Origin of the sequence: Streptomyces huiliensis, assembly GCF_020037025.1 — a bacterium.
In the GTDB taxonomy this organism is placed as follows: domain Bacteria; phylum Actinomycetota; class Actinomycetes; order Streptomycetales; family Streptomycetaceae; genus Streptomyces; species Streptomyces huiliensis.
The window spans coordinates 58,676-83,344 of record NZ_JAIQLH010000004.1 but is presented as its reverse complement, the minus strand read 5'-3'; the positions used below and the strand labels follow the sequence as shown (position 1 = coordinate 83,344).

General features: G+C 71.9%; 20 protein-coding genes, 1 tRNA gene and 1 pseudogene. 11 read left to right on the top strand and 11 right to left on the bottom strand.

All coding sequences use genetic code 11. The features are described from left to right. Window positions 1-55 precede the first annotated feature (55 nt). Complete coding sequence (gene grpE, locus JNW98_RS01005; RefSeq protein WP_223766112.1) at window positions 56-691, bottom strand: nucleotide exchange factor GrpE; 636 nt, start codon at window positions 689-691, stop codon at window positions 56-58. Further along, window positions 688-2,559, bottom strand: coding sequence for a molecular chaperone DnaK (gene dnaK / locus JNW98_RS01000; protein WP_223766111.1), 1,872 nt, complete (start codon window positions 2,557-2,559; stop codon window positions 688-690). The genes grpE and dnaK overlap by 4 nt, the downstream gene beginning before the upstream one ends. Window positions 2,560-2,842: 283 nt before the next feature. Here dnaK and JNW98_RS00995 point away from each other — a divergent pair, with 283 nt between their 5' ends. The 5 genes from JNW98_RS00995 (at window position 2,843) to JNW98_RS00975 (ending at window position 9,356) form a co-directional block, all read left to right on the top strand. Then, entirely contained in the window at window positions 2,843-5,113 is a 2,271-nt protein-coding gene (locus tag JNW98_RS00995) for a (Fe-S)-binding protein (RefSeq protein WP_223766110.1), read from the top strand. Between the two features lie 156 nt (window positions 5,114-5,269). Next, window positions 5,270-5,824, top strand: a complete 555-nt coding sequence (locus JNW98_RS00990) for a Uma2 family endonuclease (protein ID WP_223766109.1) — start codon at window positions 5,270-5,272, stop codon at window positions 5,822-5,824. Window positions 5,825-5,876: 52 nt separating this feature from the next. Then, window positions 5,877-6,380 carry a helix-turn-helix domain-containing protein gene (locus JNW98_RS00985; RefSeq protein ID WP_223766108.1) on the top strand — a complete coding sequence of 168 codons (504 nt, stop codon included), beginning with the start codon at window positions 5,877-5,879 and terminating at the stop codon, window positions 6,378-6,380. A gap of 135 nt (window positions 6,381-6,515) precedes the next feature. After that, window positions 6,516-7,781 carry a Yip1 family protein gene (locus JNW98_RS00980; protein ID WP_223766107.1) on the top strand — a complete coding sequence of 422 codons (1,266 nt, stop codon included), beginning with the start codon at window positions 6,516-6,518 and terminating at the stop codon, window positions 7,779-7,781. 180 nt (window positions 7,782-7,961) lie between these two features. Next, window positions 7,962-9,356 (top strand): PA14 domain-containing protein, encoded by a 1,395-nt coding sequence (locus JNW98_RS00975; protein WP_223766106.1) that lies wholly within the window; start codon window positions 7,962-7,964, stop codon window positions 9,354-9,356. 76 nt (window positions 9,357-9,432) lie between these two features. On the opposite strand, the gene JNW98_RS00970 is transcribed toward JNW98_RS00975, so the two are convergent. From JNW98_RS00970 to JNW98_RS00960, 3 genes are all read right to left on the bottom strand, one after another. Next, complete coding sequence (locus JNW98_RS00970; protein WP_185944345.1) at window positions 9,433-9,930, bottom strand: phosphoribosyltransferase; 498 nt, start codon at window positions 9,928-9,930, stop codon at window positions 9,433-9,435. Between the two features lie 48 nt (window positions 9,931-9,978). Then, window positions 9,979-10,554: a dCTP deaminase gene (gene dcd / locus JNW98_RS00965; protein WP_223766105.1), complete on the bottom strand. Its 576-nt coding sequence runs from the start codon at window positions 10,552-10,554 to the stop codon at window positions 9,979-9,981. 84 nt (window positions 10,555-10,638) lie between these two features. After that, window positions 10,639-10,803 carry a hypothetical protein gene (locus tag JNW98_RS00960; protein WP_004947509.1) on the bottom strand — a complete coding sequence of 55 codons (165 nt, stop codon included), beginning with the start codon at window positions 10,801-10,803 and terminating at the stop codon, window positions 10,639-10,641. A 256-nt stretch (window positions 10,804-11,059) separates the two neighbouring features. Between JNW98_RS00960 and JNW98_RS00955 the strand changes: the two genes are divergently transcribed. The 4 genes from JNW98_RS00955 to JNW98_RS00940 all read left to right on the top strand — a co-directional run bounded on the left by JNW98_RS00955 (window position 11,060) and on the right by JNW98_RS00940 (window position 15,516). Continuing rightward, window positions 11,060-11,130, top strand: a tRNA-Gly gene (locus JNW98_RS00955). Between the two features lie 107 nt (window positions 11,131-11,237). Further along, window positions 11,238-12,614 carry an MFS transporter gene (locus JNW98_RS00950; protein ID WP_223766104.1) on the top strand — a complete coding sequence of 459 codons (1,377 nt, stop codon included), beginning with the start codon at window positions 11,238-11,240 and terminating at the stop codon, window positions 12,612-12,614. Beyond that, the gene (locus JNW98_RS00945) at window positions 12,611-15,037 is read left to right on the top strand and encodes a hydroxymethylglutaryl-coenzyme A reductase family protein (protein WP_223766103.1); all 2,427 of its coding nucleotides are present in this window, start codon (window positions 12,611-12,613) and stop codon (window positions 15,035-15,037) included. Before JNW98_RS00950 ends, JNW98_RS00945 begins: the two co-directional genes overlap by 4 nt. Before the next feature lie 98 nt (window positions 15,038-15,135). Next, a complete protein-coding gene (locus tag JNW98_RS00940) occupies window positions 15,136-15,516 on the top strand; it encodes a hypothetical protein (protein ID WP_223766102.1) in 381 nt (126 codons plus the stop codon). 70 nt (window positions 15,517-15,586) lie between these two features. Here JNW98_RS00940 and JNW98_RS00935 read toward each other — a convergent pair whose 3' ends face one another. Further along, window positions 15,587-16,102: an EF-hand domain-containing protein gene (locus JNW98_RS00935; protein ID WP_223766101.1), complete on the bottom strand. Its 516-nt coding sequence runs from the start codon at window positions 16,100-16,102 to the stop codon at window positions 15,587-15,589. A gap of 230 nt (window positions 16,103-16,332) precedes the next feature. Here JNW98_RS00935 and JNW98_RS00930 point away from each other — a divergent pair, with 230 nt between their 5' ends. Both JNW98_RS00930 and JNW98_RS00925 read left to right on the top strand, forming a co-directional pair. Further along, on the top strand, window positions 16,333-16,917 hold the full coding sequence (locus JNW98_RS00930; RefSeq protein ID WP_223766100.1) for a hypothetical protein: 585 nt from the start codon (window positions 16,333-16,335) through the stop codon (window positions 16,915-16,917). Then, on the top strand, window positions 16,914-17,993 hold the full coding sequence (locus tag JNW98_RS00925; protein WP_223766099.1) for a cobalamin-independent methionine synthase II family protein: 1,080 nt from the start codon (window positions 16,914-16,916) through the stop codon (window positions 17,991-17,993). Before JNW98_RS00930 ends, JNW98_RS00925 begins: the two co-directional genes overlap by 4 nt. Window positions 17,994-18,064: 71 nt before the next feature. Here the strand turns inward: JNW98_RS00925 and JNW98_RS00920 are convergent, their stop codons facing one another. The 5 genes and pseudogenes from JNW98_RS00920 to JNW98_RS00900 all read right to left on the bottom strand — a co-directional run bounded on the left by JNW98_RS00920 (window position 18,065) and on the right by JNW98_RS00900 (window position 24,556). After that, a complete protein-coding gene (locus JNW98_RS00920; RefSeq protein ID WP_223766166.1) occupies window positions 18,065-18,709 on the bottom strand; it encodes a response regulator in 645 nt (214 codons plus the stop codon). Between the two features lie 35 nt (window positions 18,710-18,744). Beyond that, complete coding sequence (locus tag JNW98_RS00915) at window positions 18,745-20,058, bottom strand: sensor histidine kinase (protein ID WP_223766098.1); 1,314 nt, start codon at window positions 20,056-20,058, stop codon at window positions 18,745-18,747. Between the two features lie 5 nt (window positions 20,059-20,063). Then, complete coding sequence (locus JNW98_RS00910) at window positions 20,064-22,295, bottom strand: MMPL family transporter (protein ID WP_223766097.1); 2,232 nt, start codon at window positions 22,293-22,295, stop codon at window positions 20,064-20,066. Window positions 22,296-22,435: 140 nt separating this feature from the next. Then, on the bottom strand, window positions 22,436-23,119 hold the full coding sequence (locus JNW98_RS00905) for a response regulator (protein WP_223766096.1): 684 nt from the start codon (window positions 23,117-23,119) through the stop codon (window positions 22,436-22,438). Continuing rightward, window positions 23,116-24,556, bottom strand: a pseudogene (locus JNW98_RS00900) (sensor histidine kinase). Before JNW98_RS00900 ends, JNW98_RS00905 begins: the two are co-directional and overlap by 4 nt. Window positions 24,557-24,669: the final 113 nt, after the last annotated feature.

Below are 24,669 nucleotides of genomic sequence, written 5' to 3'. Positions count from 1 at the left end.
CGTACGGTGTGCGCGGTGCTTGCGGTGCGTACGGTCAGTGCCCCGCGTCATCGCGTCAGCCCTCGTCCGGGCCACCGCTCTCCTCGTCCGACTCGCCCTCGGCCTTGCCCTGGACGCCCGGCTGCGGCTCGGCGACGGCGACCCGCGCGGGGCGGATCGTGCGCTCGCCGATGCGATACCCCGGCTGCAGGATCTGCACGCACGTCGTCTCGGTGACGTCGGGCGCGTAGCTGTGCATCAGGGCCTCGTGGATCAGCGGGTCGAAGGGCTCGCCCTCCTTGCCGAACTGCTGGAGGCCCATCTTCGCCACGACCGTCTCCAGGGACTCGGCGACGGACTTGAAGCCGCCGACGAGCTCGCCGTGGTCACGGGCGCGGCCGATGTCGTCGAGCGTGGGGAGCAGCTCTGACAGGAGGTTCGCGACGGCGACCTCCTTGACCTGCACCCGGTCGCGCTCGACGCGCCGGCGGTAGTTCTGGTACTCCGCCTGGAGCCGCTGGAGGTCCGCGGTGCGCTCGTTGAGCGCGGCCTGGGCCTGGTCCAGCTGCGCCTGGAGGCCCACCTCGACCAGCTCCTCGCCGGCCGGGGCCGGGCCCGCCTTGTCGGCGGGACCGGCGCCCTTCTCGTCGGCCGGCTTGTCGGAGGGAGTGCCTTCAGGCTTTTCGTCGAAGCCCGGGGTCTCCTCCGTCACGCCGACGCACCGCCCTTCGGCTTCTCGTCGTCCACGATCTCGGCGTCGACGACGTCGTCCTCGGCCTTGGCCTGCTGGCCGGCGCCCGCGCCCGCACCGGCGGCACCCTCGGCGCCCGGGGCACCCTGGGCGGCCTGCGCGTCGGCGTACATGGCCTGGCCGAGCTTCTGGCTGACCGCGGCGACCTTCTCGGAGGCGGTGCGGATCTCGGCGGAGTCCTCGCCCTTGAGCTTGTCCTTCAGCTCGGTGACGGCGGTCTCGACCTCGGTCTTGACGTCGCCGGGGACCTTGTCCGCGTTGTCCTTGAGGAACTTCTCCGTCTGGTAGACGAGCTGCTCGGCCTGGTTGCGGGTCTCGGCGGCCTCGCGGCGCTTGTGGTCCTCCTCCGCGTACTTCTCGGCCTCCTCGCGCATCCGGTCGACCTCGTCCTTCGGCAGCGAGGAGCCGCCGGTGACGGTCATCTTCTGCTCCTTGCCCGTGCCGAGGTCCTTCGCGGCCACGTGCATGATGCCGTTGGCGTCGATGTCGAAGGTGACCTCGATCTGCGGGACGCCGCGCGGGGCCGGGGGCAGACCGGTCAGCTCGAACATGCCGAGCTTCTTGTTGTACGCCGCGATCTCGCGCTCGCCCTGGTAGACCTGGATCTGCACGGACGGCTGGTTGTCCTCGGCCGTCGTGAAGATCTCGGAGCGCTTGGTCGGGATCGTGGTGTTGCGCTCGATCAGCTTGGTCATGATGCCGCCCTTGGTCTCGATGCCGAGGGACAGCGGGGTGACGTCGAGCAGCAGGACGTCCTTGACCTCGCCCTTGAGGACACCGGCCTGGAGCGAGGCGCCGATGGCGACGACCTCGTCCGGGTTGACGCCCTTGTTGGCCTCGCGGCCGCCGGTCAGCTCCTTGACGAGCTCGGCGACGGCGGGCATGCGGGTGGAGCCGCCGACCAGGACCACGTGGTCGATCTCGGACAGGGCGATGCCCGCGTCCTTGATGACGTTGTGGAACGGGGTCTTGCAGCGCTCCAGCAGGTCCGAGGTGAGCTGCTGGAACTGGGCGCGGGTGAGCTTCTCGTCCAGGTGCAGCGGACCCTCGGCGGAGGCCGTGATGTAGGGCAGGTTGATCGTGGTCTCGGTGGACGAGGACAGCTCGATCTTGGCCTTCTCGGCGGCCTCGCGGAGGCGCTGGAGGGCCATCTTGTCCTTGGACAGGTCGACGCCGTGGCCGTTCTGGAACTGCTTGACCAGGTAGTCGACGACGCGCTGGTCCCAGTCGTCACCACCGAGGTGGTTGTCGCCGTTGGTGGCCTTCACCTCGACGACGCCGTCGCCGATCTCCAGCAGCGAGACGTCGAAGGTGCCGCCGCCGAGGTCGAAGACGAGAATGGTCTGGTCGTCCTTGTCGAGGCCGTAGGCCAGCGCCGCGGCCGTCGGCTCGTTGACGATGCGCAGGACGTTGAGGCCCGCGATCTCGCCGGCCTCCTTGGTGGCCTGACGCTCGGAGTCGTTGAAGTACGCCGGGACGGTGATGACCGCGTCCGTGACCTTCTCGCCCAGGTACGCCTCGGCGTCCCGCTTCAGCTTCTGCAGGATGAAGGCGCTCATCTGCTGCGGGTTGAAGTCCTTGCCGTCCAGGTTGATCTTCCAGTCGGTGCCCATGTGGCGCTTGACCGACCGGACGGTCCTGTCGACGTTGGTGACGGCCTGGCGCTTGGCGACCTCGCCGACCAGCACCTCGCCGTTCTTCGCGAAGGCGACGACGGACGGCGTGGTCCTGGCGCCCTCGGCGTTGGTGATGACGGTGGGCTCACCGCCCTCGAGAACACTGACGACGGAGTTCGTCGTACCCAGGTCGATGCCGACCGCACGTGCCATGTCGATTCCTCCAGCTGACTTGAGTGGAACAGGCTCAAGGGTGCAACACGGATGGCGGACTGTCAACGGAGCTGAGTCAAGCCGACTCAACTCTTATGCGGGTCTTATCCGCAATGCTTCGCGACGGCGAGGCAGTCGCGGCCCGCACGCCGCCCGCGCGACGCAGATCACCGGCGCTGCGGGTATATCGCGGGCGCGAGAGTGAGTAGTCTCGTACGGACTGGATAAGTTACCGAGTAGTAATCCCCGCAAACCCGCTCTCGCAGGCCCGAGGAGCCATCCCATGCAACTCGCCGCGATCATCGTGTCGCTGGTACTCATCGCGGTCGGCTTCGCACTGTTCGGCCGCGCCATCCTGCAGATCTACCGCCACATGCGGCTCGGTCAGCCCGTGCCGGCCGGCACCCGGACCGACGACCCGGCACGCCGCACGGTGACGGTGGTCAAGGAGTTCCTCGGCCACACCCGGATGAACCGCTGGGGCATCGTCGGCGTCGCGCACTGGTTCGTGGCGGTGGGCTTCTTCTCCCTGCTGCTGACGATCGTCAACGCCATCGGCCAGCTCTTCCAGGCCGACTGGATCCTGCCGATCATCGGCGACTGGGCGCCGTACAACGTCTTCGTCGAGTTCCTCGGCACGATGACCGCGCTCGGCATCCTGACGCTGATCGTCATCCGGCAGCTGAACCGGCCGGACAAGCCGGGCCGCAAGTCCCGCTTCGCCGGCTCCAACACCGGCCAGGCGTACTTCGTCGAGTCCGTCATCCTCATCGTCGGCGTCTGCATCTTCATGCTGCACGCGCTGGAGGGCGCCCAGCACCACGTGGACGGCTACGAGGCGTCGTTCTTCGTCTCGTACCCGGTCGTCTCGTGGCTGGAGGGGATGGACGTCTCCACGCTCCAGAACCTCACCTACTTCTTCGCGGGCCTGAAGATCGCGACCTCCTTCATCTGGATGATCACGGTCTCCCTGAAGACGGACATGGGCGTCGCCTGGCACCGCTTCCTGGCCTTCCCGAACATCTGGTTCAAGCGTGAGGCGAGCGGCGACGTCGCCCTGGGCGCGCTGCAGCCGATGACGAGCGGCGGCAAGCCGATCGACTTCGAGGACCCGGGCGAGGACGACGTCTTCGGCGTCTCCAAGGTCGAGGAGTTCTCCTGGAAGGGCATCCTCGACTTCTCCACCTGCACCGAGTGCGGCCGCTGCCAGTCGCAGTGCCCCGCCTGGAACACCGGCAAGCCGCTCTCCCCGAAGCTGCTCATCATGTCGCTGCGCGACCACGCGCACGCCAAGGCGCCGTACCTGCTCGCGGGCGGCGGCAAGGACATGGAGGGCAACGAGAAGGCCACCGAGGAGCAGCTGAAGGACGTTCCGGCCGCCGCCCTGGCGGAGGCCGAGCGCCCGCTGATCGGGACCCTCGAAGAGAACGGCGTCATCGACCCGGACGTCCTCTGGTCCTGCACCACCTGCGGCGCGTGCGTCGAGCAGTGCCCGGTGGACATCGAGCACGTCGACCACATCGTCGACATGCGCCGCTACCAGGTGATGATCGAGTCCTCGTTCCCGTCCGAGGCGGGCACGATGCTCAAGAACCTGGAGAAGAAGGGCAACCCCTGGGGCCTCGCCAAGAAGCAGCGCCTGGCGTGGACCAAGGAGGTCGACTTCGAGGTCCCGGTCGTCGGCAAGGACATCGAGGACCTCACCGAGGTCGACTACCTCTACTGGGTCGGCTGCGCCGGCGCCCTGGAGGACCGCGCCAAGAAGACCACCAAGGCGTTCGCGGAGCTGCTGCACATGGCGGGCGTGAAGTTCGCCATCATGGGCGGCGACGAGGCGTGCACCGGCGACTCCGCGCGCCGGCTGGGCAACGAGTTCCTCTTCCAGCAGCTCGGCCAGCAGAACGTCGAGATGCTCAACATGGCCTTCGGTGAGGATGCCGAAGAGGGCGTCAAGGTCGAGAAGTCGAAGAAGAAGATCGTCGCGACCTGCCCGCACTGCTTCAACACCATCGCCAACGAGTACCCGCAGCTCGGCGGCGAGTACGAGGTCATCCACCACACGCAGCTGCTCCAGCACCTCGTGGACGAGGGGAAGCTGGTCCCGGTCACCCCGGTCGAGGGCCTGATCACCTACCACGACCCGTGCTACCTGGGCCGGCACAACAAGGTGTACACGCCGCCGCGCGAGATCATCGCCAAGGTGCCGGGCCTGCGGAACGAGGAGATGCACCGCCACAAGGAGCGCGGCTTCTGCTGTGGCGCCGGCGGCGCGCGCATGTGGATGGAGGAGCGCATCGGCAAGCGCATCAACAACGAGCGCGTGGACGAGGCGCTGTCCCTCAACCCGGACATCGTCTCCACCGCCTGCCCCTTCTGCCTCGTCATGCTGACCGACTCGGTCAACGGCAAGAAGAACGACGGCAAGGCCAAGGAGTCCATCCAGGTCGTGGACGTCGCCCAGCTGCTGCTGGAGTCGGTGAGGACGCCGGTGGAGCCGGAGGGCGACGGCGAGACGGCTGCCGCGCCGGAGCCGGATCCGGAGCCGGTGAAGTAGCGCCACCAGTACGCCACCCGTGCGGTGACGACGGCCGGGACTCGCGGTGATCGCGGGGCCCGGCCGTCGTCGTTCCCGGCGCCCGGCCGTTGTCGGAGGGGCGTGGGACGATGACACCGTCAGCGCTCGCAGCACGCACTCGGCAGGAGCCGGATCATGGATTACGCACGGATGCGCGCCATCGCGGACGAGCTGTCCGCTCTGCCCGACGCCGGCAAGGTCGAGATCTCGGACGGCACCATCGTCATGATGATGAGCCCGTCCGGCACGCACGAACTCGTGGCCATGCGGCTGCGGCGGCAGCTCGACCGGCAGCTTCCGGACGACCTCGTCGCCCACACCGGCGGAGACGTGGAGGATCCGGCACTCGGCATCCTCCGCCGGCCCGACCTGGTCGTCCTCCCGGAGCCGGCGATGGACACCCCCGGGCCCTTCCACCCCAGGGACCTGGAAGTCGCCGCGGAGATCGTCTCGCCGTCCAACCACGCGAACGACTACGCCCAGAAGGCGCGCGACTATCCCGCCCTGGGCATCCCCCTGTACCTCTTGGTCGACCCGCGCAAGGGCACCGTCACCGTCATGTCCGACCCCGGGCCGGGGGCCGACGGGCAGCGGTGCTACCGCGGTCGGCACGATTACGTCTTCGGCGACGAGGTGCCCGTGGGCGAATGGACCGTCGACACCTCCGAGTTCCCGCGGTACCACTCGTAGCGGTTGACAGGTCCTTGATCTCAACCGCGGTCGAGGTCCTAGCGTCGTCCCCATGACGAACCGGACCGCCTCCGTGAAGCCCGCCGACCCGGCCACCCCCGACGACTTCGCCGCCCTCGCCGCCCAGCCCATCGGCTACTGGAGCGGCGTGGCCCACGACGCCGTCATCCGGCACATCCGGAACGGGATGGCGGGCGTCGACCTCGCCCAGCCCCAGTGGTGGATCCTCAACCAGGTGGCGGGCGCCGGTCCTTCCGGACGGAGCCGGGCCGAGCTGGTCGAGCGCCTCGGCGGCACCATCGGCGTCCAGCCGGACGAGATAGGGCGGGCGGCCGACAGCCTGCTCGCCCGCGGCTGGCTGACGGCCGACGAACAGGGCGCGCTCCGGCTGACGGACGCCGGGCGGGCCGCCAAGGCCCGTGCCAAGGAGCTGGTCGACCGGATGCGGGCGGAGATCCACGAGGGCATCACGGACGAGGAGTACGTGGGGGCGCTGCGGGTGCTCCGCCGGATGATCGACAACGTGGCGGCGGCGCAGGGCGCGGGCGGACGCTGAGGGGTGGTCCGCACCCTTGAAACCCCGCCTTCTCCCGGGTCTTTCCCCTAGGGGATGTCACAGCTCAGCAGCAAGGAAGCCCCTGCGCCCCCGCCCCCTCACCACCGCTTCCCGGGAGCGGGTACGTTCGAAGGCGTGGCTGGATTCAGGATGGGACGCGGGCAGGGCTCGGAAGAGGGCAACGCCGCACGACAAGCACGACACCCCGGGCAGCAGGCCCCCTACGGGGGTGCCCCGTACGGTGCGCCCGGCGGGGCGGCGGGGCACGCCCCCGGTGCGCCCGGCGGTTGGCAGGGACAGCAGTGGCAAGGGGGACAGGGGGGACAGGGCGTCCCGCCCGCCGGCCGGGACGAGCCGGAGTACTTCGGCGGCGAGCCGTCGCACCCCCGGCCCCCGCAGGGCCCGGGGCCGTCCTACGGCGGGCAGCAGACGTACGGAGGGCCGGCCTACGGCGGTCACGGGGGGAACGGCGGGCAGGGCGGTCAGGGCGGTCAGGGCGGGCAGCCCTACCCAGGCCACGGTCAGGGCCAGGGCCAGGGCCACGGTCAGGGCCACGGGCCCGGGCAGCCGTACCCCTCACAGGGCGCCCCCGGCCGGCGCCCCGACCCGTCGTACGACCCCTACGTCCCCGCGACCCCGCCCCCGCCCCCCGGCCCCGGCGGTCCGGGCCAGGGCGCGGGCCAGGGCGGATATCCGGGCAACCGGCAGGGCAGCACCCAGCAGTTCGGCCTCGGGGAGGCCCCGGACGCGTACCCGCCCCAGGGCGGCGGCGCCCCCTACGACGACGGTTACGGAGACGACGACGGCTACGGGGACGACGGTTACGGCGACCCCCAGCCGTACAACGGCCCCCCGCCCGGCCCCAAGCTGCACTGGAAGGAGCTCCTGACCGGCCTCGTGCTGCGCCCGTCCGCCACCTTCTGGCGGATGCGCGACCACCCGATGTGGGTCCCCGCGCTGCTCGTCACCTTCGTCTACGGCCTGCTCGCGGTCTTCGGGTTCGACAAGGCCCGCGAGGACGTGCTGAACGCGACGTTCGCCAACAGCATCCCGCTGGTCCTGATCGCCGGTGTGATCGTGCTCGTCTCCGGGCTGATCCTCGGCGCGGTGACCCACACCCTGGCCCGGCAGCTGGGGGGCGACGGCCTGTGGCAGCCGACCATAGGCCTGTCCCTGCTCATCATGTCGCTCACGGACGCCCCGCGGCTGGTCCTCGCGGTCTTCCTGGGCGGCGACAACCCGGTCGTGCAGCTGCTCGGCTGGGCCACCTGGCTGCTGGCGGGCTACCTGTTCACCTCGATGGTGAGCAAGTCGCACGACCTCCCCTGGCCGAAGGCGCTCGGCGCGTCCGCGATCCAGCTGGTCGCCCTCCTGTCGATCATCAAGCTGGGCACGCTGTAGGGCTGTAGGGCTCTAGCTCCAGGGCTGCAGAGCCGAGCACCCTGGACAACGGCAGGGCCCCGGACGCACACCGTCCGGGGCCCCGCCGTTCTCCCCGGGAAAGATCCATGGCACGATCACCTCGGCGTCCCCCCACACTCCTTGCGCCACCGGTTTTCCTCAGCAAGGACCTCATCCCGCATGCTCCGACGCACTGCCCGACGCACGTCCGTCACGGCGCTCGCGCTCAGCTCCGTCGCCCTCGGGCTCACCGTCCCGGCCGCCACCGCCCACGCGGCGCCCGCCACCACCTGCGCCCCCGGCGTCTGGAAGGCCGAGTTCTTCCCGAACACCACCTTCCGCGGCGCCCCCAAGAAGACCACCTGCGACGACGCCATCGCCGAGAACTACGGCACGGGTGCCCCCGCCGGCACCGGCCTGCCGCGCGACGGCTTCGGCGTCCGCTGGACGACCACCCGCGACTTCGGCTCCGGCGGCCCGTTCACCTTCACCGCGGAGGCCGCCGACGGCATCAGGGTCTACCTCGACGACAAGATCAAGGTGGACCTCTGGAAGGACGTCCCGAAGACCCAGAAGAAGGCCGTCCGGGTCGCGGTCCCCAAGGGGAAGCACACGCTCCGGGTCAACTACGCGGCCTTCACCGGCCCGGCGAACGTGAAGTTCACGTACACGCCCGTCACCGGCAAGACCGACGACAAGGTCAAACCCCTCGCCCCGGCCGGCCTGAAGGCGGCCTTCGACGCCCCGTCCGGCAAGGCGACCCTGCGCTGGGCACGCAACAACGAGCTCGACCTGGCCGGCTACACGGTCCACCGCCGCGTCCTGCCCGCCCACGGCAAGCCCGGCGCCTGGACCGTCGCCAGCGGCAAGAAGCCGCTGACCGCCACCTCCTTCACCGACCGCCCGAAGGCGAACGGGGACGGCTACGCCTACGCCGTCACCGCCGTCGACAAGACCGGCAACGACTCCGGCCGCTCGGCGGAGGCGCGGATCACCACGCCGCCACCGGCGCCCACGACGCCGACCGCCCCCGCGCGGCTCAAGGTGTCGGCCGACGGCCTCCAGGCCAAGCTGACCTGGGCCAAGAACACCGAACCCGACCTGGACGGATACAAGGTCTGGCGCCGGCACGACGGAGCCGACTGGACCCTCGTCGCCACCACCCGCGAGAACGCGGCCGCCGACGCCCCCTGGTCCGACGGCACGGCCTACGAGTACGCCGTCTCCGCCTTCACCACCCACGGGAAGGAGTCGCCGCGCTCCGCGCCCGTCTCCTTCCGCTCGGCGCACCACCGCCCCCAGCCCCCGACCGGGCTCAAGGCCGCCGACGTCCGCGGCACCGGGATCCTCCTGAGCTGGCAGTCCCCGGACCGCACCGCCACGTCCTTCCACGTCTACGCCCGCGACCTGCGCGACGGCCCCGACGCGGGCTTCCGCCTGATCGGAAGCGTGAAGGGGACGTCGTTCCTGGACCAGAAGATCAGGACCGTCACGACCCGCTTCTACTACGTCCGCGCCGTGAACGCCGAGAACAGGGAGTCCCTGCCCAGCGGCACGGTCCGCGCGACGCACTGAGCCCGTACGCACTGACGCACGCAGGCCCCGGCTCCCGTCGTACGGGGAGCCGGGGCCTGCGCGGCAGAACGTTCGGTCAGGCGTCGAGGACCTGGCCCTCGCGCCGCACCACGGGCGGCTCGACGCTCCACGGGAAGTTGATCCACTCGTCGGTGCGCTTCCACACGTACTCGCACTTCACCAGGGAGTGCGACTTCTCGTAGATCACCGCGCTGCGGACCTCGGCGACGTGCTCCAGGCAGAAGTCGTGGACGAGCTTGAGCGTCTTGCCGGTGTCCGCGACGTCGTCCGCGATCAGGACCTTCTTGTTGGAGAAGTCGATCGCGTTCGGGACGGGCGACAGCATGACCGGCATTTCCAACGTCGAACCCACGCCGGTGTAGAACTCGACGTTCACCAGGTGGATGTTCTTGCAGTCCAGCGCGTAGGCGAGGCCGCCGGCGACGAAGACGCCGCCGCGCGCGATGGAGAGGATGATGTCGGGCTCGTAGCCGTCGTCCGCGACGGTCTGGGCCAGCTCCCGGATGGCCTGCCCGAAGATCGGGTAGGTCAGGTTCTCGCGGATGTCACTCACTTGCTCTTCGCCCTGTTCCCTGGTCGTCGGACCACGCGGCCTGCGCGGTCAGACCTGCGTGCGATGGAAATTCTGGAAGGACCGCGACGGCGTCGGCCCGCGCTGGCCCTGGTAGCGGGAACCGTGCTTCGCGGACCCGTACGGGTGCTCGACCGGCGACGTGAGCCGGAACATGCACAGCTGCCCGATCTTCATACCCGGCCAGAGCTTGATCGGGAGCGTCGCCATGTTCGACAGCTCCAGCGTCACGTGACCGGAGAAGCCCGGGTCGATGAAACCCGCGGTCGAGTGCGTCAGCAGGCCGAGCCGGCCCAGGCTGGACTTGCCTTCCAGCCGCGAGGCGATGTCCGCGGGCAGCGTGATGACCTCGTACGTCGAGGCCAGCACGAACTCGCCGGGGTGCAGGATGAACGCCTCGTCCCCCTCCGGCACCACCTCACGCGTGAGGTCCGCCTGCTCCACGGCGGGGTCGATGTGCGGGTACCGGTGGTTCTCGAACACCCGGAAGTAGCGGTCGAGGCGCACGTCGATGCTCGACGGCTGCACCATCGACGCGTCGTACGGGTCGATCCGCACCCGGCCGGCGTCGATCTCGGTCCGGATGTCCTTGTCTGAGAGAAGCACGGGTCGAGGATACGCGGAGAAGAAGGACGACGCGGGCCCGGTCCTGACCGGACCGGGCCCGCGTTGCCGCTCACCGCGCGGCGATCACCGCTTCTGCTGCCCCACCGGCACCGAGTGCCGCAGCCGCGCACAGCGCGGACAGCGCAGCAGCCGGCCGGGACCGATCCGGCCGGGACCGAGGTTCTGCATCGGGAACGAAGCGGTGCTGAACACGTGCCCCTCGGCACAACGGACGACGGTGCGCTCCATCGAGTCCCTTTCCCCATGGACGTGAAAGACAAAAGCCACATTAGGGGATGTAAGGGACGCGCTCGCACGCGGCACTCCCACCACCCCCGGGCCGGCCACCCCGCCCCACGGTACGCCCCAACTCCCGCACCCCACGCCCGCGTCCCCACCCCTTCCACACCACCCCCGCAAACGAAAAAGCCCCCTGCGGCACGTGCGCCGAGGGGCTCGAATGGGGTAGAGTGTGCGACGATGCGACGCCCTGACAGGCGTCCTCGCGGGCGTAGTTTAATGGTAGAACATGAGCTTCCCAAGCTCAGAGCGCGAGTTCGATTCTCGTCGCCCGCTCTTGCAAGAAGCCCCAGGCCGGATGGCCTGGGGCTTCTTCGTGTTCGGACCACTTCTTCACAGCCGGGGCCTCCGAACCCTTTCCCGGGCCGGTCGTTGTCATAGGTATGACGGTACGACGACGGGTGGGTGGGCAGGGTGCCGCGTCGGCCGGTCTCTGGCGGCACCGGGGCTTTGTCCACTACTGGGCCGCGAACGCCGTCGACCTCGTGGGCAGCGGGGTCACGCAGGTGGCGCTGCCGCTGATCGCCGTGGTGACGCTGCACGCCTCCGTCTGGCAGGTCGCGCTGTTGTCGTGCGCGCAGAAGCTCCCGCCCCTGCTGGTGTCGCTCCCCGCCGGGGCGCTCGCGGACCGGTACCGCAAGCGCCCGGTGATGGTGGGCGCGGCGCTGGTCGGCGGTGCGGCGTTCCTCGTCGTCCCGCTCGCCGACGCCGCGGGCCGGCTGTCGCTGGAGCTGCTGTGCGGGGTGGCGCTGGTGAGCGCGGTGGCGGAGGTGTTCGGCTCCACCGCGCGGATCAGCTTCCTTCCCTCGCTGCTGCCCCGCTCACGGCTGCTGGAGGCCAACTCCAGGCTCGGCGGCGTCGGATCCCTGGCCGACAGCGCCGGCGCGCAGCTCGGCGGCGCCCTGGTCGCCGTCCTCGGCGCCGCTCGCGCCGTCTGCCTGGACGTCGCCTCCTACCTGGTCTGCGCCCTTCTCCTCGCCCGCATCCGCGTGCACGAACCGGCCGCGGAGCGGCGCGGGAAGCACACGACGCTCCGGGCGGAGATCGCCGAGGGGATGCGCTACGTGTGGGCCCACCCCACGATCCGGCCGCTGATGCTCGCCGCCACCGCGTACGTCGCCGTCATGGCCTTCCTCACCCCGCTGTGGTCCGTCTACCTGCTACGCGACCTGCGCTACTCAAGTGCGGCGCTGGGTACGACGCTGAGCGTGGCCGCGCTCGGCGGGTTCTGCGGCGCGCTCGCCGTCCGCCCGCTGGTCACCCGGTACGGGCCGGTGCGCGTCATGCTCACCGCCCTCGCCCTCGCCCCGTGCACCGAGGTGCCGCTCCTGCTCGCCACGCCCGGCCGCGTCTGGCAGCTCGCCGTCGGTCTGGCGATGTTCGTCCAGCTCGGGTGCGCCGTCGCCCAGGGCTCCACCCAGCGGACTCTGCGGCAGGCCGTCTGCGACCCCGCGTTGCAGGGCCGGATGCTCGCCACGAGCCGTTGGGTGGTGTACGGCTCCCAGCCGGTGGCCGCACTGCTCGCCGGTGCCGTCGGGACCTGGCTGGGGCTGTGGAACGGCCTGGCTGTCGGCACCCTCGCCCTGGCCGTTCCCTTCCTCGTCCTGCGCGCTTCCGCGCTCACCGATGTCCCCCAGTGCACCGCCGTCCCGGATGGACCGGATGAACCGGCAGAACCGGCAGAACCGGCAGAGCCGGCAGAGCCGCATCAAGCCGACCGGGCGGGCGCGTGCCCGCGAACAGAAAGCGATGCCCCATGAGCTCCGGAGGAAACGCCGGCCCCACCCGCCCGCGCCGCACGGCCGGACGGTACGTCCCCGCCCGGGGGATCCACACGGAGTCGGCGCGCCTCCAGCGGCTCGACTGGCTCCGCTCCACCACCCGGACGCCCCTGGACTCCCTGCAGCACACCCGGCTCGACGCCGGCCGGCTGACCGGCAACATCGAGGGGTTCGTCGGGACCGTCGAGATCCCCGTCGGCATCGCCGGGCCCCTGCTGTTCCGCGGGGAGAACGTCCAGGGGGAGGTCTACGCGCCCATGGCGACGACCGAGGGCGCCCTCGTCTCGTCCGCCACACGAGGTGCCCTGGCCGTCACCATGGCCGGGGGCGTCACCACCCGTGCCGTCTCCCAGGCGATGACGCGGGCGCCGGTCTTCGCCTTCCACCGGCTGTCGGCCGCCGGCCGCTTCGCCTCGGCGGTCCCCCGGCACCTCGACGAGCTCCGCGCGGCCGTCCGGCAGGTCTCCCGCCACGCCGAACTCGTCTCGGTCGAACCCGTGGTCCTCGGCCGGACCGTCCACCTGAGGTTCCGGTACACCACCGGGGACGCGGCCGGGCAGAACATGACCACGGCCTGCACCTGGCACGCGTGCCAATGGGTCCTGGCACAGCCGTGGTTGGTCGGCGACGGGGACCTGGAGTCCTTCATCATCGAGGGCAACACCTCGGGCGACAAGAAGGCCTCGGCCCAGGCCATGGGGGAGGGCCGCGGCATCAGGGTGTCCGCCGACGTCGTCCTGCCGGGAGGCGTCGTCGAACGCGTCCTGAAGACGACCCCGGACGCGCTGGTCAGGGGCTACCAGCACATCGCGGCGGGGGCCGTGCACAGCGGGGTGGTGGGCTCGAACGCGAACACTGCCAACATGGTGGCGGCGCTCTTCACCGCGACGGGCCAGGACATCGCCTGCGTCCACGAGTCGGGGGTGGGGCAGTTCGTCCTCGAACGGACGCCGGACGGCGTCTACGCGAGCATGACGCTCCCCGGCCTGGCGGTCGGGACGGTCGGCGGCGGCACCCATCTCGCCACGCAGCACGAACTCCTGGAACTGATGGGGTGCACGGGACGGGGCAGCGCCGCCCGGCTGGCGGAGATCATCGCCGGCTTCGCCCTGGCCCTGGACCTGTCGACGGTCTCGGCCGCCGTCTCCGGGCAGTTCGCGAGCGCCCACGAGCGCCTCGGTCGCAACCGGCCGGTCAGCTGGTTCCGGCGCGACGAACTCGACGCCGCGTTCCTCGAGTCGGCGCTCGGCCACTCCGCCCTGCCGGGAGTCAAGGTCAGGAGCGTCGAGGCCGCCGACCTCCCCATGGGACCCAGCGTCCTGTCGGAACTGACGTCCAGGACGGTGAAGAAGGACGTCGGGCTCTTCCCCATGCGGCTGGTGGTCGACCGCGGCGGGGTGGAGGACAAGCTCGACGTCATGGTCAAGGTGAAGCCCACCGACCGGGAGGTCATCAAGATGGCCGGGCTCGCCGCCGGCCTGTGCGGCGGCCCGGTGGCGACCCACTACCGCAGGTTCGAGCAGCGGCTCGGCTTCGTGGGCTGCGACGTACGCGAACTGGCCCTGTACGAGCAGACGGACACCCGCTTCACCGACTTCATGCCGCGGACGTACCGGACCTACCGCGACGACCGGCGGGAGGCGTACGTCATCGTGATGGAGTGCCTCGGCGGCATGGAGCTGATGGACACCTCCGAACGTCCCCGCGGCTGGTCGCGCCGGCACCTCGGCATCGCCCTGCGCGACCTCGGCCGACTCCACTCCGTCTGGTACGGCAGGGAACCGGCGCTCCGCCGGATGCCGTGGATCGGGCACGTCCCCAACGCCGCGGACATGGCGGGGATGCGGGACCTGTGGGTGGCCCTGGCCGACCACGCGGCGGAGGAGTTCCCCGAGATCGCCGACGCGCGGCAGCACGCCCGGCTGCTGTCCCGCATCGGCACGATCGACCGCTGGTGGCCGGAGATCGAGGCGATGCCGAGGACCCTCGCGCACAACGACTTCAACCCGCGCAACCTCGCCATCCGGGCGGACGGCAGGCTCTGCGCGTACGACTGGGAGCTCGCCACCCTGCACGTCCCCCAGCACGACCTCGCCGAGCTGCTCTGCACCGCCCTGGACCCGGCCGACATCGACGCCGCGACGGTCGCCGAACTCTCGGAAGTCCACCGCGAGTCGCTGGCGGCCCACGCCCGCACCGCCATCGACCGGGACCGGTGGGAACGCGGGTACCGCCTGGCCCTCTGGGACCTGGCGGTCAACCGCTTCGGGCTCTACTTCGTCGCGCACACCGTCCGCCACTACGGCTTCCTGGAGCAGTGGTGGCGGAACCTGTGGGCGCTCATCGACCTGGCGGAGGCGACCGGGGGCGATTCTTCCGATCACCGTCTCTCCGGACCGTAACCCCGGATCCCGCGTTCCGTTAGGCCGAGCGGGTGAGGGCGGCGGCGCGCGCCGCGCCCCTCACCTCGCCGTATCCCACCGAAAGACAAGGCGGAGCAGTGGCTTCTTCTCTCAGGCGATTCGCGGTCCTGTCCGGCATGGCCGTGGCCATCCTGGCCTCCCCGGCGGGCATCGGTGCCGCGAGCGCCGACACCGTCGACGCGGGGGTGGGCGGCCTGCTGTCCAACATCCTCGCCAAGAACGCCTCCGCGCACTCCAACCTGTGCGGTGCCGGCAGGGTGAGCGTCCTCAACGAGCGGACGTGCCTCGCCCGGTACGACTCCCGCCACCACCACGGCGAGGGCCGCAAGGTGACCGGCCCGACCGGCGGTCTGCTGTCCAACATCGACTCCCGCAACGCCTCCGGGTTCAGCAACAACTGCGGGACGGACACCGTCGGCATCCTGAACCGCACCACCTGCGTCACCGAGGAGAAGTAAGGCGTCAGGGCCCTGGGGTCGGCGGTCCAGGGGTTCTCCCCCCTTCCCCGGCGGTCCGGTGGCGTGCGCGCTACCCCACCGGCACCCCGCCGTACAGCGCTTCGCCCATCGGGGAGTTCCCGCCGGTCACGTGGGAGCGGATCGAGGCGATGTAGTCGGCGCGGCGGACGCGTCCGTCGTGCTGGGTGTCGAGGACCGCGAAGGCGGCTTCGGCGTTGGCGGGCGGGTTGTTGAGGGCGGTCCGGAGGGCGGTGAACTCGGCTAGGTCGAGGGTGCCGTCGCCGTCGGTGTCGGCGAGGTCGAAGAGGGCTCCGAGGACGGGGGCGCAGACGGTGTCGAACGCCTCGGCGCCCGCCCAGGCCGCGTACTCGTCGAACGTCATCCCGCCGTCGCCGTCGGCGTCCATCAACGCCCACGCCCGCTCGCCGAGGGTGCGCGCGGTGACGACGAGGGGGTCGTCGTCCTCGCGTCCCGCCGCCCGTGCCGCGTTCGTGGCGCGCGCCATGTACTCGGCCCGGGAGACGACTCCGTCCCCGTCCGCGTCCAGCATGGCGAAGACGAGCCGCTGTGCTGCTGCCTGGTCCATCGCATTCCTTCCGCCGGGGCGCCGGGGCGCTCGGCCGTGAGTGCCGGAGTCCGGTTCGGCTGTCCTACCCGCCGGACCGCGGGCCGAGGCCACCCGGCCGGGTGCACCGGGTGCACGTCCCGCGTGCGGAGCGGGGCGTGCGCGGTCGGCGCACCGCAAGGAGCCGGGGGCGGTGGCGTCGGCCCGGGGTGGGGAGGGCCTGTCGGCGGACCTGATTCCCTGGAGGGCGCATGTTCGGCAGTCGCGGCGCGGCAGTGTTGCTGGGTTCCTTGATGCTGGTGGGTTCGTCGGTGGTGTGGACCCCGGCCGGACACGCGGACGGGGGGAGACACGGCGGCACGGGCGAAGGCGCGGAAAGAGGCACGGGCACGCACACGGGCCCCATCTCCTGCCGGGGAGCCAGCGAGAGCACGTACCAGCCGCCGCTGACCCTTCAGGCGCGTACGACCCTCGTCCGCACGGAGGCCGGGTACGTGTGCACGGTGGCACCCGGCCGGACCCTGCCGGCCATGGGCTTCCTCGAAGCGGTGTCGCCGGGCGCGTCCTGCAACTCGCTGAACAGCCCCCGCGCCGTGGAGAAGGTGAAGTACGCCGACGGGAAGTGGTCGTTCATCTCCTACGACCGCGGCACCGCCGTCCGCGCCGCCGGCATCCTCACCGTCACGATGTCGGGCCGGGTCGTCAAGGGCCGCGGCGCCGGAGGGCAGGCGGAACGGACCGTAGTGCTCGCGCTGCCCCGCCAGTTGCCCACCGACTGCCTTGCCTCGGGGCTCCGGGGAAACAGCGGCGACGCCCGATTGGAGATCCGGTCATGACCACCACCCCCGAGGGGATCCCCACCGAGCCCATCGGCAGCCTCCCCCGTCCGCCCGAGCTGCTGGCGGCCATGGCGGAGCACGCCGCCGGCCGCATCGGCGACGACGAGCTCGCGGCCGCCCAGGACCGCGCGGTCGCCGACACCGTCCGCCGCCTGGAGGAGGCCGGCTCCCCCGTCGTCACCGACGGCGAGCAGTCCAAGCCCAGCTTCGTCACCTACCCCCTGGCCGGTCTGGACCACCTGGCGCCCGACGGCGCCGTCATCCCCTTCGCCGACGGCCACCAGCGGCAGCTGCCGCGCCTGACCGGTGGGCCGCTGCGCTACGCCGTCCACGCCGACCGCTACCTGCGCGCCGCGCGGCGGCACGCGACCGTACCCGTCAAGCAGGCCGTCATCGCGCCCTCGGCGCTCAGCCTGCTGTACCCGGCCGACGGTATCGACGGCTATCCCCGCGAGGCATTCCTCGACGACCTCACCGCCGAGGCGGAGGCCGACATCCGCGGCTGCCTGGACGCCGGCGCCCACCGCGTCCAGCTCGACTTCACCGAGGCGCGCCTCGCGCTGAAGCTCGATCCGAGCGGCGGTGTGCTGGAGCAGTTCGTCGCGCTCAACAACCGCGTCCTGGAACGCTTCTCCGACGCGGAGCGGGCGCGGATCGGCGTCCACACCTGCCCCGGCGGCGACCAGGACTCCACCCACAGCCTGGACGTGGACTACGCGGAGCTGCTGCCCGCGCTCCTCCGGCTCAAGGCGGGGGCCTTCTACGTCCAGCTCGCGAGCGAGCCCGATCCGGAGAAGGTGCTGGCTCTTCTCGCGGAGCATCTCCCGTACAATGCCTGCGCGTTCGTCGGCGTCATCGATCCGATCGACCCCCGCGTCGAGACGCCCGAGGAGGTACGCGACCGGGTCCTGACCGCCGCCCGCCACCTCCCCGTCGACCGCCTCGGGAGCTGCGACGACTGCGGCTTCTCCCCCTTCGCCGACGACACGTCCACCTCCCGCGACATCGCCTTCACCAAGATCCGCGCACGCGTCGAGGGCACCGCGCTGGCCGCCCGCGAGCTGCTGGGCTGAGGAGCCGGCGGGCCGAGCCGCCGATGGCAGGGCCCGCCGGCCGTCGCACGCGCTGCGGGGGACGGCGCGCGCTACGTGGGGCGCCGCAGCAGGCCGCGTTCCATGGCGACGACGACCGCGCGGGTCCTGTCGTTCACGTCGAGCTTGGCGAAGAGCCGCAGCAGGTGGGTCTTGACCGTGGCCTCCGCGATGACCAGCCGGGCGCCGATCTCGGCGTTGGTGAGCCCGTCGGCGACCGCGTTCAGCACGTCGGTCTCCCGTGCGGTCAGCGGGACCTCCGCGGGCTGCCGCAGCCGGGCGACGAGCTTGGCGGCCACACGCGGGGCGAGGACGGTCTCGCCGCGCGACGCCGCGTGGATCGCGTCGACCAGTTGGTCGCGGGTGGTGTCCTTGAGCAGGTAGCCGATGGCGCCGGCCTCCACGCCGCGTTCGATCTCGGCGTCGGTGTCGTAGGTCGTCAGGATCAGGACCCGGGTCTCCGGGTGCCTGGCGGCGATCTCGGTCGTGGTGGCGACGCCGTCGAGGACCGGCATCCGCAGGTCGATGAGGGCGACGTCGGGCCGGTGGCGGTCGACGAGGTCGAGGGCCTGGCGTCCGTCGGCGGCTTCGCCGATGATCTCGATGCTGGGTTCGGAGGCGAGCAGGGCGATGACCCCGGCGCGCATGACCGTGTGGTCGTCCACGACGAGGACGCGGAGCTTCCGTACGCCCGTCATCACACTCGTCACGCCCGTCTTGCCCGTCATGCCCGTCACGCCGCCGCCTCGCTCTCCGCGGGATCCACGGGATCCACGGGATCCACGGGAATCGTCGCCAGGACGCGCGTCCCCTCCCCGACCGAGCTGGTCACGGTGAGCCGCCCGCCCAGCTCGGCGAGCCGCTTGCGCATCCCGTCGAGCCCGAACCCGTGCGACCGGTCGACGAGGAAGCCGCGTCCGTCGTCGGTGATCTCCAGCTCGACGCCGAACGGCTGCCGCGCGAGGACGACGCCCACCGTCGACGCGGCCGCGTGCTTGCGGACGTTGGCCAGCGACTCCTGCGCACAGCGCAGCAGGGCGATCCGGGTGGGCTGGTCGCAGACGATGTCGGCCAGGTCGGCGTCGACCGTGAGGCCGGTGTCCTCGGTGAAGCGGTCGAGCGTCCGGCGCAGCGTCCGGGCGACCGAGCCCGCCGCCACCTGGTTCGGCTGCGCGGAGCCGACGAGGACGCGGGCCTCGGCGAGGTTCTCGCGCGCCGTGCTCTCGATCGACCGCAGCTGCTGTGCGCTGCGTTCGGTGTCGGTGCCGAGGCCGGCCCGCGCGGCCTCGGCGAGGACGACGATCGACGCGAACCCCTGCGCCAGGGTGTCGTGGATCTCCCGCGCCATGCGCTCCCGTTCCTCCGTGGCGCCCTGGCGCTGGTGCGCCTCGGACAGTTCCAGCTGTGCCCGCTCCAACTCGGCGATCAGTCCGGCCCGTTCCCGGCTCTGTTCGACGACGGAGTGCACCCACAATCCCATCAGGACGCTGGCGGCGACCACGACGAGCGTGGAGACGAGGGTCTCGCTGAGGAACTCCGCGCTCCAGCCCTGCCGCAGCCAGCTGCCGGTCAGCGAGGACACGGTGGCGAGTCCGGTGTAGACCACGGAGGTGCGCGGGGTCCTGCCGAAGAGCCAGAAGTGCGGCAGCGCCACGATGAACAGCGCCGCGTAGCCGCTGCGCAGGTACGAGAGCCCGCCGATGCCGAGGACGAGCATCCACAGGTAGGTGTGCGGCCGGAGCACGGGGTTGTCCGGCCACCGGTCGAGGACCGCGTACCCGAGCACGACGCAGCCGAGCAGCGCGAGCACGCCGTACCGCGTCCCGCCGGGCCGGCCCGTCACGACGAGCCCGAGGGACATCGCGCCGAACAGCGCCCGGCAGACCGTGTTCCACTGGCCGAGGGTCCTGACCCAGAACGGGTCGGCGGGATGGCCGGGGGTCGCGGTGGCCGTGGGGGCCACAGGGGCTACAGGGGCCACGGGGGCCACGGGGGCCGGGCCGTGACGGGAGTGCTCGCGGTTGCCGATCCTCGACCACAGGTTCATGGGGATCAACGTACGTCGGCCGGTACGCCGGCCGGGGCTCCGCCCGGGTGCGCCGGAATGGACCGGGCCCTTCGGATTCCGCGCGAAGGCCACCAACTCGCCGCCCCGAGCAGCAGCATGGCCGACGGCAGGATCATGACGCGGATGACGAAGGCGTCGAGCAGGACGGCCGCCGCCAGGACGAAGCCGATCTGCTTCATCTCGATCAGGTGCAGGAAGACGAAGCTCGCGAAGACCGTCACCATCACCACCGCGGCGCTGGTCACCACGCCCGCCGAACTGCCGATGCCGTCGAGCACCGCCGTGCGGGTGGGGACGCCGCGCAGCGCCGCCTCCCTGATCCGGCTCACCACGAACACCTGGTAGTCCATGGAGAGTCCGAAGAGGATCACGAAGAGGAACAGGGGCACACGGGCCCCGATCGACCCGGTGGAGTGGAAGCCCAGCAGGCTCTCGGCCCACTCGCCCTGGAACACCAGCACCAGCAGCCCCAGTGCCGCAGCGGCGGACAGCAGGTTGAGGACGACGCCGACCAGCCCGAGGACCACCGAGCGGAACGCCAGCAGCGTCATGACGAAGGTGACCGCCAGCAGCGCCCCGACGACCAGCGGCAGCTTGCCCTTCTGGTGGGCCGGATAGTCGGCGTACCGGGCGACGTCCCCCGTCACGCCCGTCTCGGCGGCCGGCACCCGGCCGACCGTCCGGGGCACGTAGTCGTCCCGCAGGTGCACCAGGGACGTCCGTGCCTCGGCGGAGCCGCTCAGATGCGGAACAGACAGCTCCAGGACGCTGATCCGGTGGTCGGCCGAGGTCCGCAGCCGCGGTTCGCCGGTGAACAGCCGGTCGGCCCGCGCCCGTCGGCCGAGCTCCCGCAGCCCGCCCGCCACCTCGTCGGCGCGGTCCGCCCGCGCGCGGACGACGACCTGGTGCCTGACCCGCAGCTCCGGGAACGCCTCGTTCAGCCGGTCGTACGTCCGCATGGCGGGAATGGCGCGCGAGTGGGTGTCCTGGCTCATCTCGGTCAGCTTCATCCCGGCCACCGGGACGGCGAGGGCGAGCATGGCCAGCGTCGAGACGCCGAGGGTGAGCGCGGGGTGCCTGCTCGCGGGCCGCATCAGGACGGTCCACACCCGGCCGGTCCCGGCCTTCCGCTCCCGCCGGGGCTTGGGCGTACTGCGGGGTTCGTAAATCCGGCGAAGCTTGTGCGCCCTGCGGGCCGCACGGCGCTGCGCCCGCTGCCCGATCTTGACCAGCAGCGCGGGCAGCACGGTCAGCGAACTGGCCATGGCGACCAGGACGACGAGGACGGTCCCCGTGGCCAGGGAGGAGAAGATGACGTCGGACGCCAGGTACAGCGTCGCCGTCGAGACGACGACCGCGAGGCCGGCGACCACGACCGCCCGGCCCGACGTCGCCGCGGCCAGCTCCACCAGCGCCTCGGGGGCGAGCCGGCCGCCGGAGCGCTCCCGTTCCTCCCGCTCCCGCTTGAGGTAGAAGAGGGTGTAGTCGACGCCGACCGCGAGGCCGATGAGCAGGATGACGTTGTTGCCGACTCCCGCGTCGGGAGAGAGGTGCGAGGCGAGCATCGACAGCCCCATCGCCGCGGCGATCGACGAGAGCGCCAGCAGCACCGGCACCAGGGCGGTGACCAGGGAGCCGAAGGCGACCAGCAGCGTGATCAGGGTGACCGGCAGGGTGATCTTCTCGGAGAGCGCCAGGTCGCTGTCGCGCTGGCCGTCGACGCCCTTGCTGACGGAGGGGTGCCCGGTCTCCTCCACCAGCAGCCGCGGGTTGCTCCGCTGCACCGCCGACGTCTGCTCCCGCAGCGGACCGACGTGCTTCTGGGCGTCCAGCTCCGAACCCTTCATGGTCACTTCGACCATGAGCGCCTCGCCGTTCCCCGCGACGCGCGGCGCGGCTGTCCGCTCGACCTCGGGCAGCCGCGCCATCCGCGCCGCGACGTCCCGCGCGGCGGCGTCGGCCGCCGCCCGGTCCAGGGCGCCGAACCGGGCGGTTATCAACACCTGTTCGGTGGGCCTGCGTTCCAGATGGCCTTCGGCCGCCATCGCCTCGGCGCGGCCGGCCTCGCCGACGCGATAGTCCTCCGTGGTGGCGCTGTTGGTGCCGGCCGTGATGCCCGCCCCCAGGCACAGCACCACGAACGCCAGCCATCCGACGATCGCGCGCCAGGGGTGCAGGGCGCTCCAGCGGGCGGCGCGCACAGGTAGCTCTTTCATGCGGAAAAGCCTGGTCGTTCGGGGTGTTCCCGCGACAGCACCGCCCGGTCGTACTTGCCGTCCACCGGTCGGTGGACCCGGCGGGTGGGGATGTCCCCACCCCGGGCGGCGCGGTGGGCCGGCAAGCGCGGTGGGCCCGCTCACGGCAGGAGCCGCTGCTCCTTGGCGACCGCGACGGCGCCGGCCCGGGTGTCGACTCCGAGCTTGTCGTAGATGCGCCCGAGGTGGGTCTTCACGGTGGCCTGGCTGATGAACAGGGTCCGGGCGATCTCCCGGTTGCCGAGGCCCTCCGCCAGCCGGGCGAGGATGTCGAGTTCGCGCGGGGTCAGCGTCGGGCGGCCGCCGCCGCGCATGCGGTCCAGGACGCGGCCGGCGACGGGCGGGGAGAGGGCGGGCCGGCCCTCGGCGGCGGCGCGGATCGCCGCGAAGAGCTCCTCCGGGCGTTCGGCCTTGAGCAGGTAGCCGGTGGCGCCCGCGGCGATGGCGCGCGTGATGTCGGCGTCGGTGTCGTAGGTGGTGAGGACGAGGACGTGGACGCCGGTCGGGGCGATCCGGCGGGTGGCCTCGACACCGTCCATGCCGGGCCCGAGCTGGAGGTCCATCAGGACCACGTCGGGGCGGAGCCGCGCGGCCGTGGCCACGGCCTCCTCGCCGCTGCCGGTCTCGCCCACGACCTCGATGTCGGGCTCGCTGCCGAGCAGGGCGAGCAGCCCGGCGCGGACGACCGCGTGGTCGTCGCAGAGCAGGATACGGACGGGGGTGACGGGGGCGACGGGATCTTCTGGGACTCCGGGGACTCCGGGGACCCTTGGGGCCCGGGTCATGGCAGCGGCTCCAGGGGGACGGCGGCGGACAGGACGGTGCCCTCGCCCGGCGCCGACTCGACGGTCAGCGTGCCGCCGAGCCGCCGGACCCGGGCACGCATCGCGGGCAGGCCGTGCCCGCGCTCGCCGGGGGCGGACGCGGCCACGGTCCGGGCGTCGAAGCCCCGGCCGTCGTCGGCGACGTCCAGCAGCACCTGGTCGTCGAGGCAGGTCAGCGTGAGGGTGACCGTGGTCGCGCCGGCGTGCTCGCGGACGTTCGCCAGCGCGCCCTGCGCGATGCGCAGCAGCGCGGACCCGACGGCCTCGGGCAGCGGCCGGTCCTCCGGCAGGGCGCCCTCGACGTGGCAGCGGACGACGAGCCCGCCGGCCTCCTCCGCCGCGCGCCGCCAGCGCGTGCAGGGCCTCCTCCAGGCTGCCGCCGGCGAGGTCCGCGGGCGCGAGGTCGTGGACGAAGCGGCGGGCCTCGGCCAGGTTGCGTCCGGCGATCGACGCGGCGGCGCGTACGTGGCGGTGGGCGGCCGACGGGTCGGTGGCCCACACCCGGTCGGCGGCCTGGAGCAGCATCTGCTGGCTGGACAGGCCCTGGGCCAGGGTGTCGTGGATCTCCATCGACAGCCGCTGCCGCTCCGCCAGCGTGCCCTCACGGCGTTCGGTGGCGGCGAGCTCCCGCCGGGTGCGGATCAGGTCGTCGATCAGCTGCCGCTGCCGGTCGGCCTGGTGCCGCATCCGGACGAACACGGCGGCCCCGATCGCCGCCACCGCGGGCGGGGCCAGGACGAGGTTGGGGTCGAAGCCGCCCGTGGACAGCTTGAGCTGCGCCACGACCACGAACGCGGTGAGCATCACCACCAGGGCGAGCGCCGCGCGCGGCGGCAGCGTGCGCAGCCCCGTGAAGAACAACGGCACCGCGCACCACGCGAAGCTCGGTGCCAGCACCACCAGCACCATCCAGACCGCCACCACCGCGCCCAGCCAGACGAACCGGCGCGGCACGGGCCGGGCGAGCCGCCCCTGACCGACCACCTGCAGCAGCGCCAGTCCGGCGCTCAGCGCGATGATCCACGGCGTGCGGGGCTCGCCCGGGTGGCGGATGAGGAAGCGGGCCAGGGAGGCGCCGAGCAGCAGGAAGAACGCGGCGTGCAGGACGAACGCGAGCCACCGCTCGGCGGCTGTCGCCGGGGGGTGGTGGGCGGCTGGGGCCTCGCCGGGTTCCGTGGGGGCGTACGGGTCGGGGGGCCGGCCGTGCGGGTACGGGTACGGGGCCTGGGCCTGGTCGTACGGGTCCGGGGCCGGGGCCTGGCCGTACGGGCCTGGGGCGTGGGGGCCGGACGCACGCGGCCCCGGCGCCCCACCCGTCCCGGACGCCCCGCCTGTCCCGGCCATCCCGCCCGTCCTGGCCATCCCGCCCGCCCCCGGCGTTCCCATTTCCCGCCGCATCCCACGTCCTCACACCGCCCGGGTACTCCACACCACGCGCGGCACACACTCCCCGTACCGCAGTACCGGAACACCCCGCACGCGCGTCCATCCTCACCGCACACGGCCGTCCC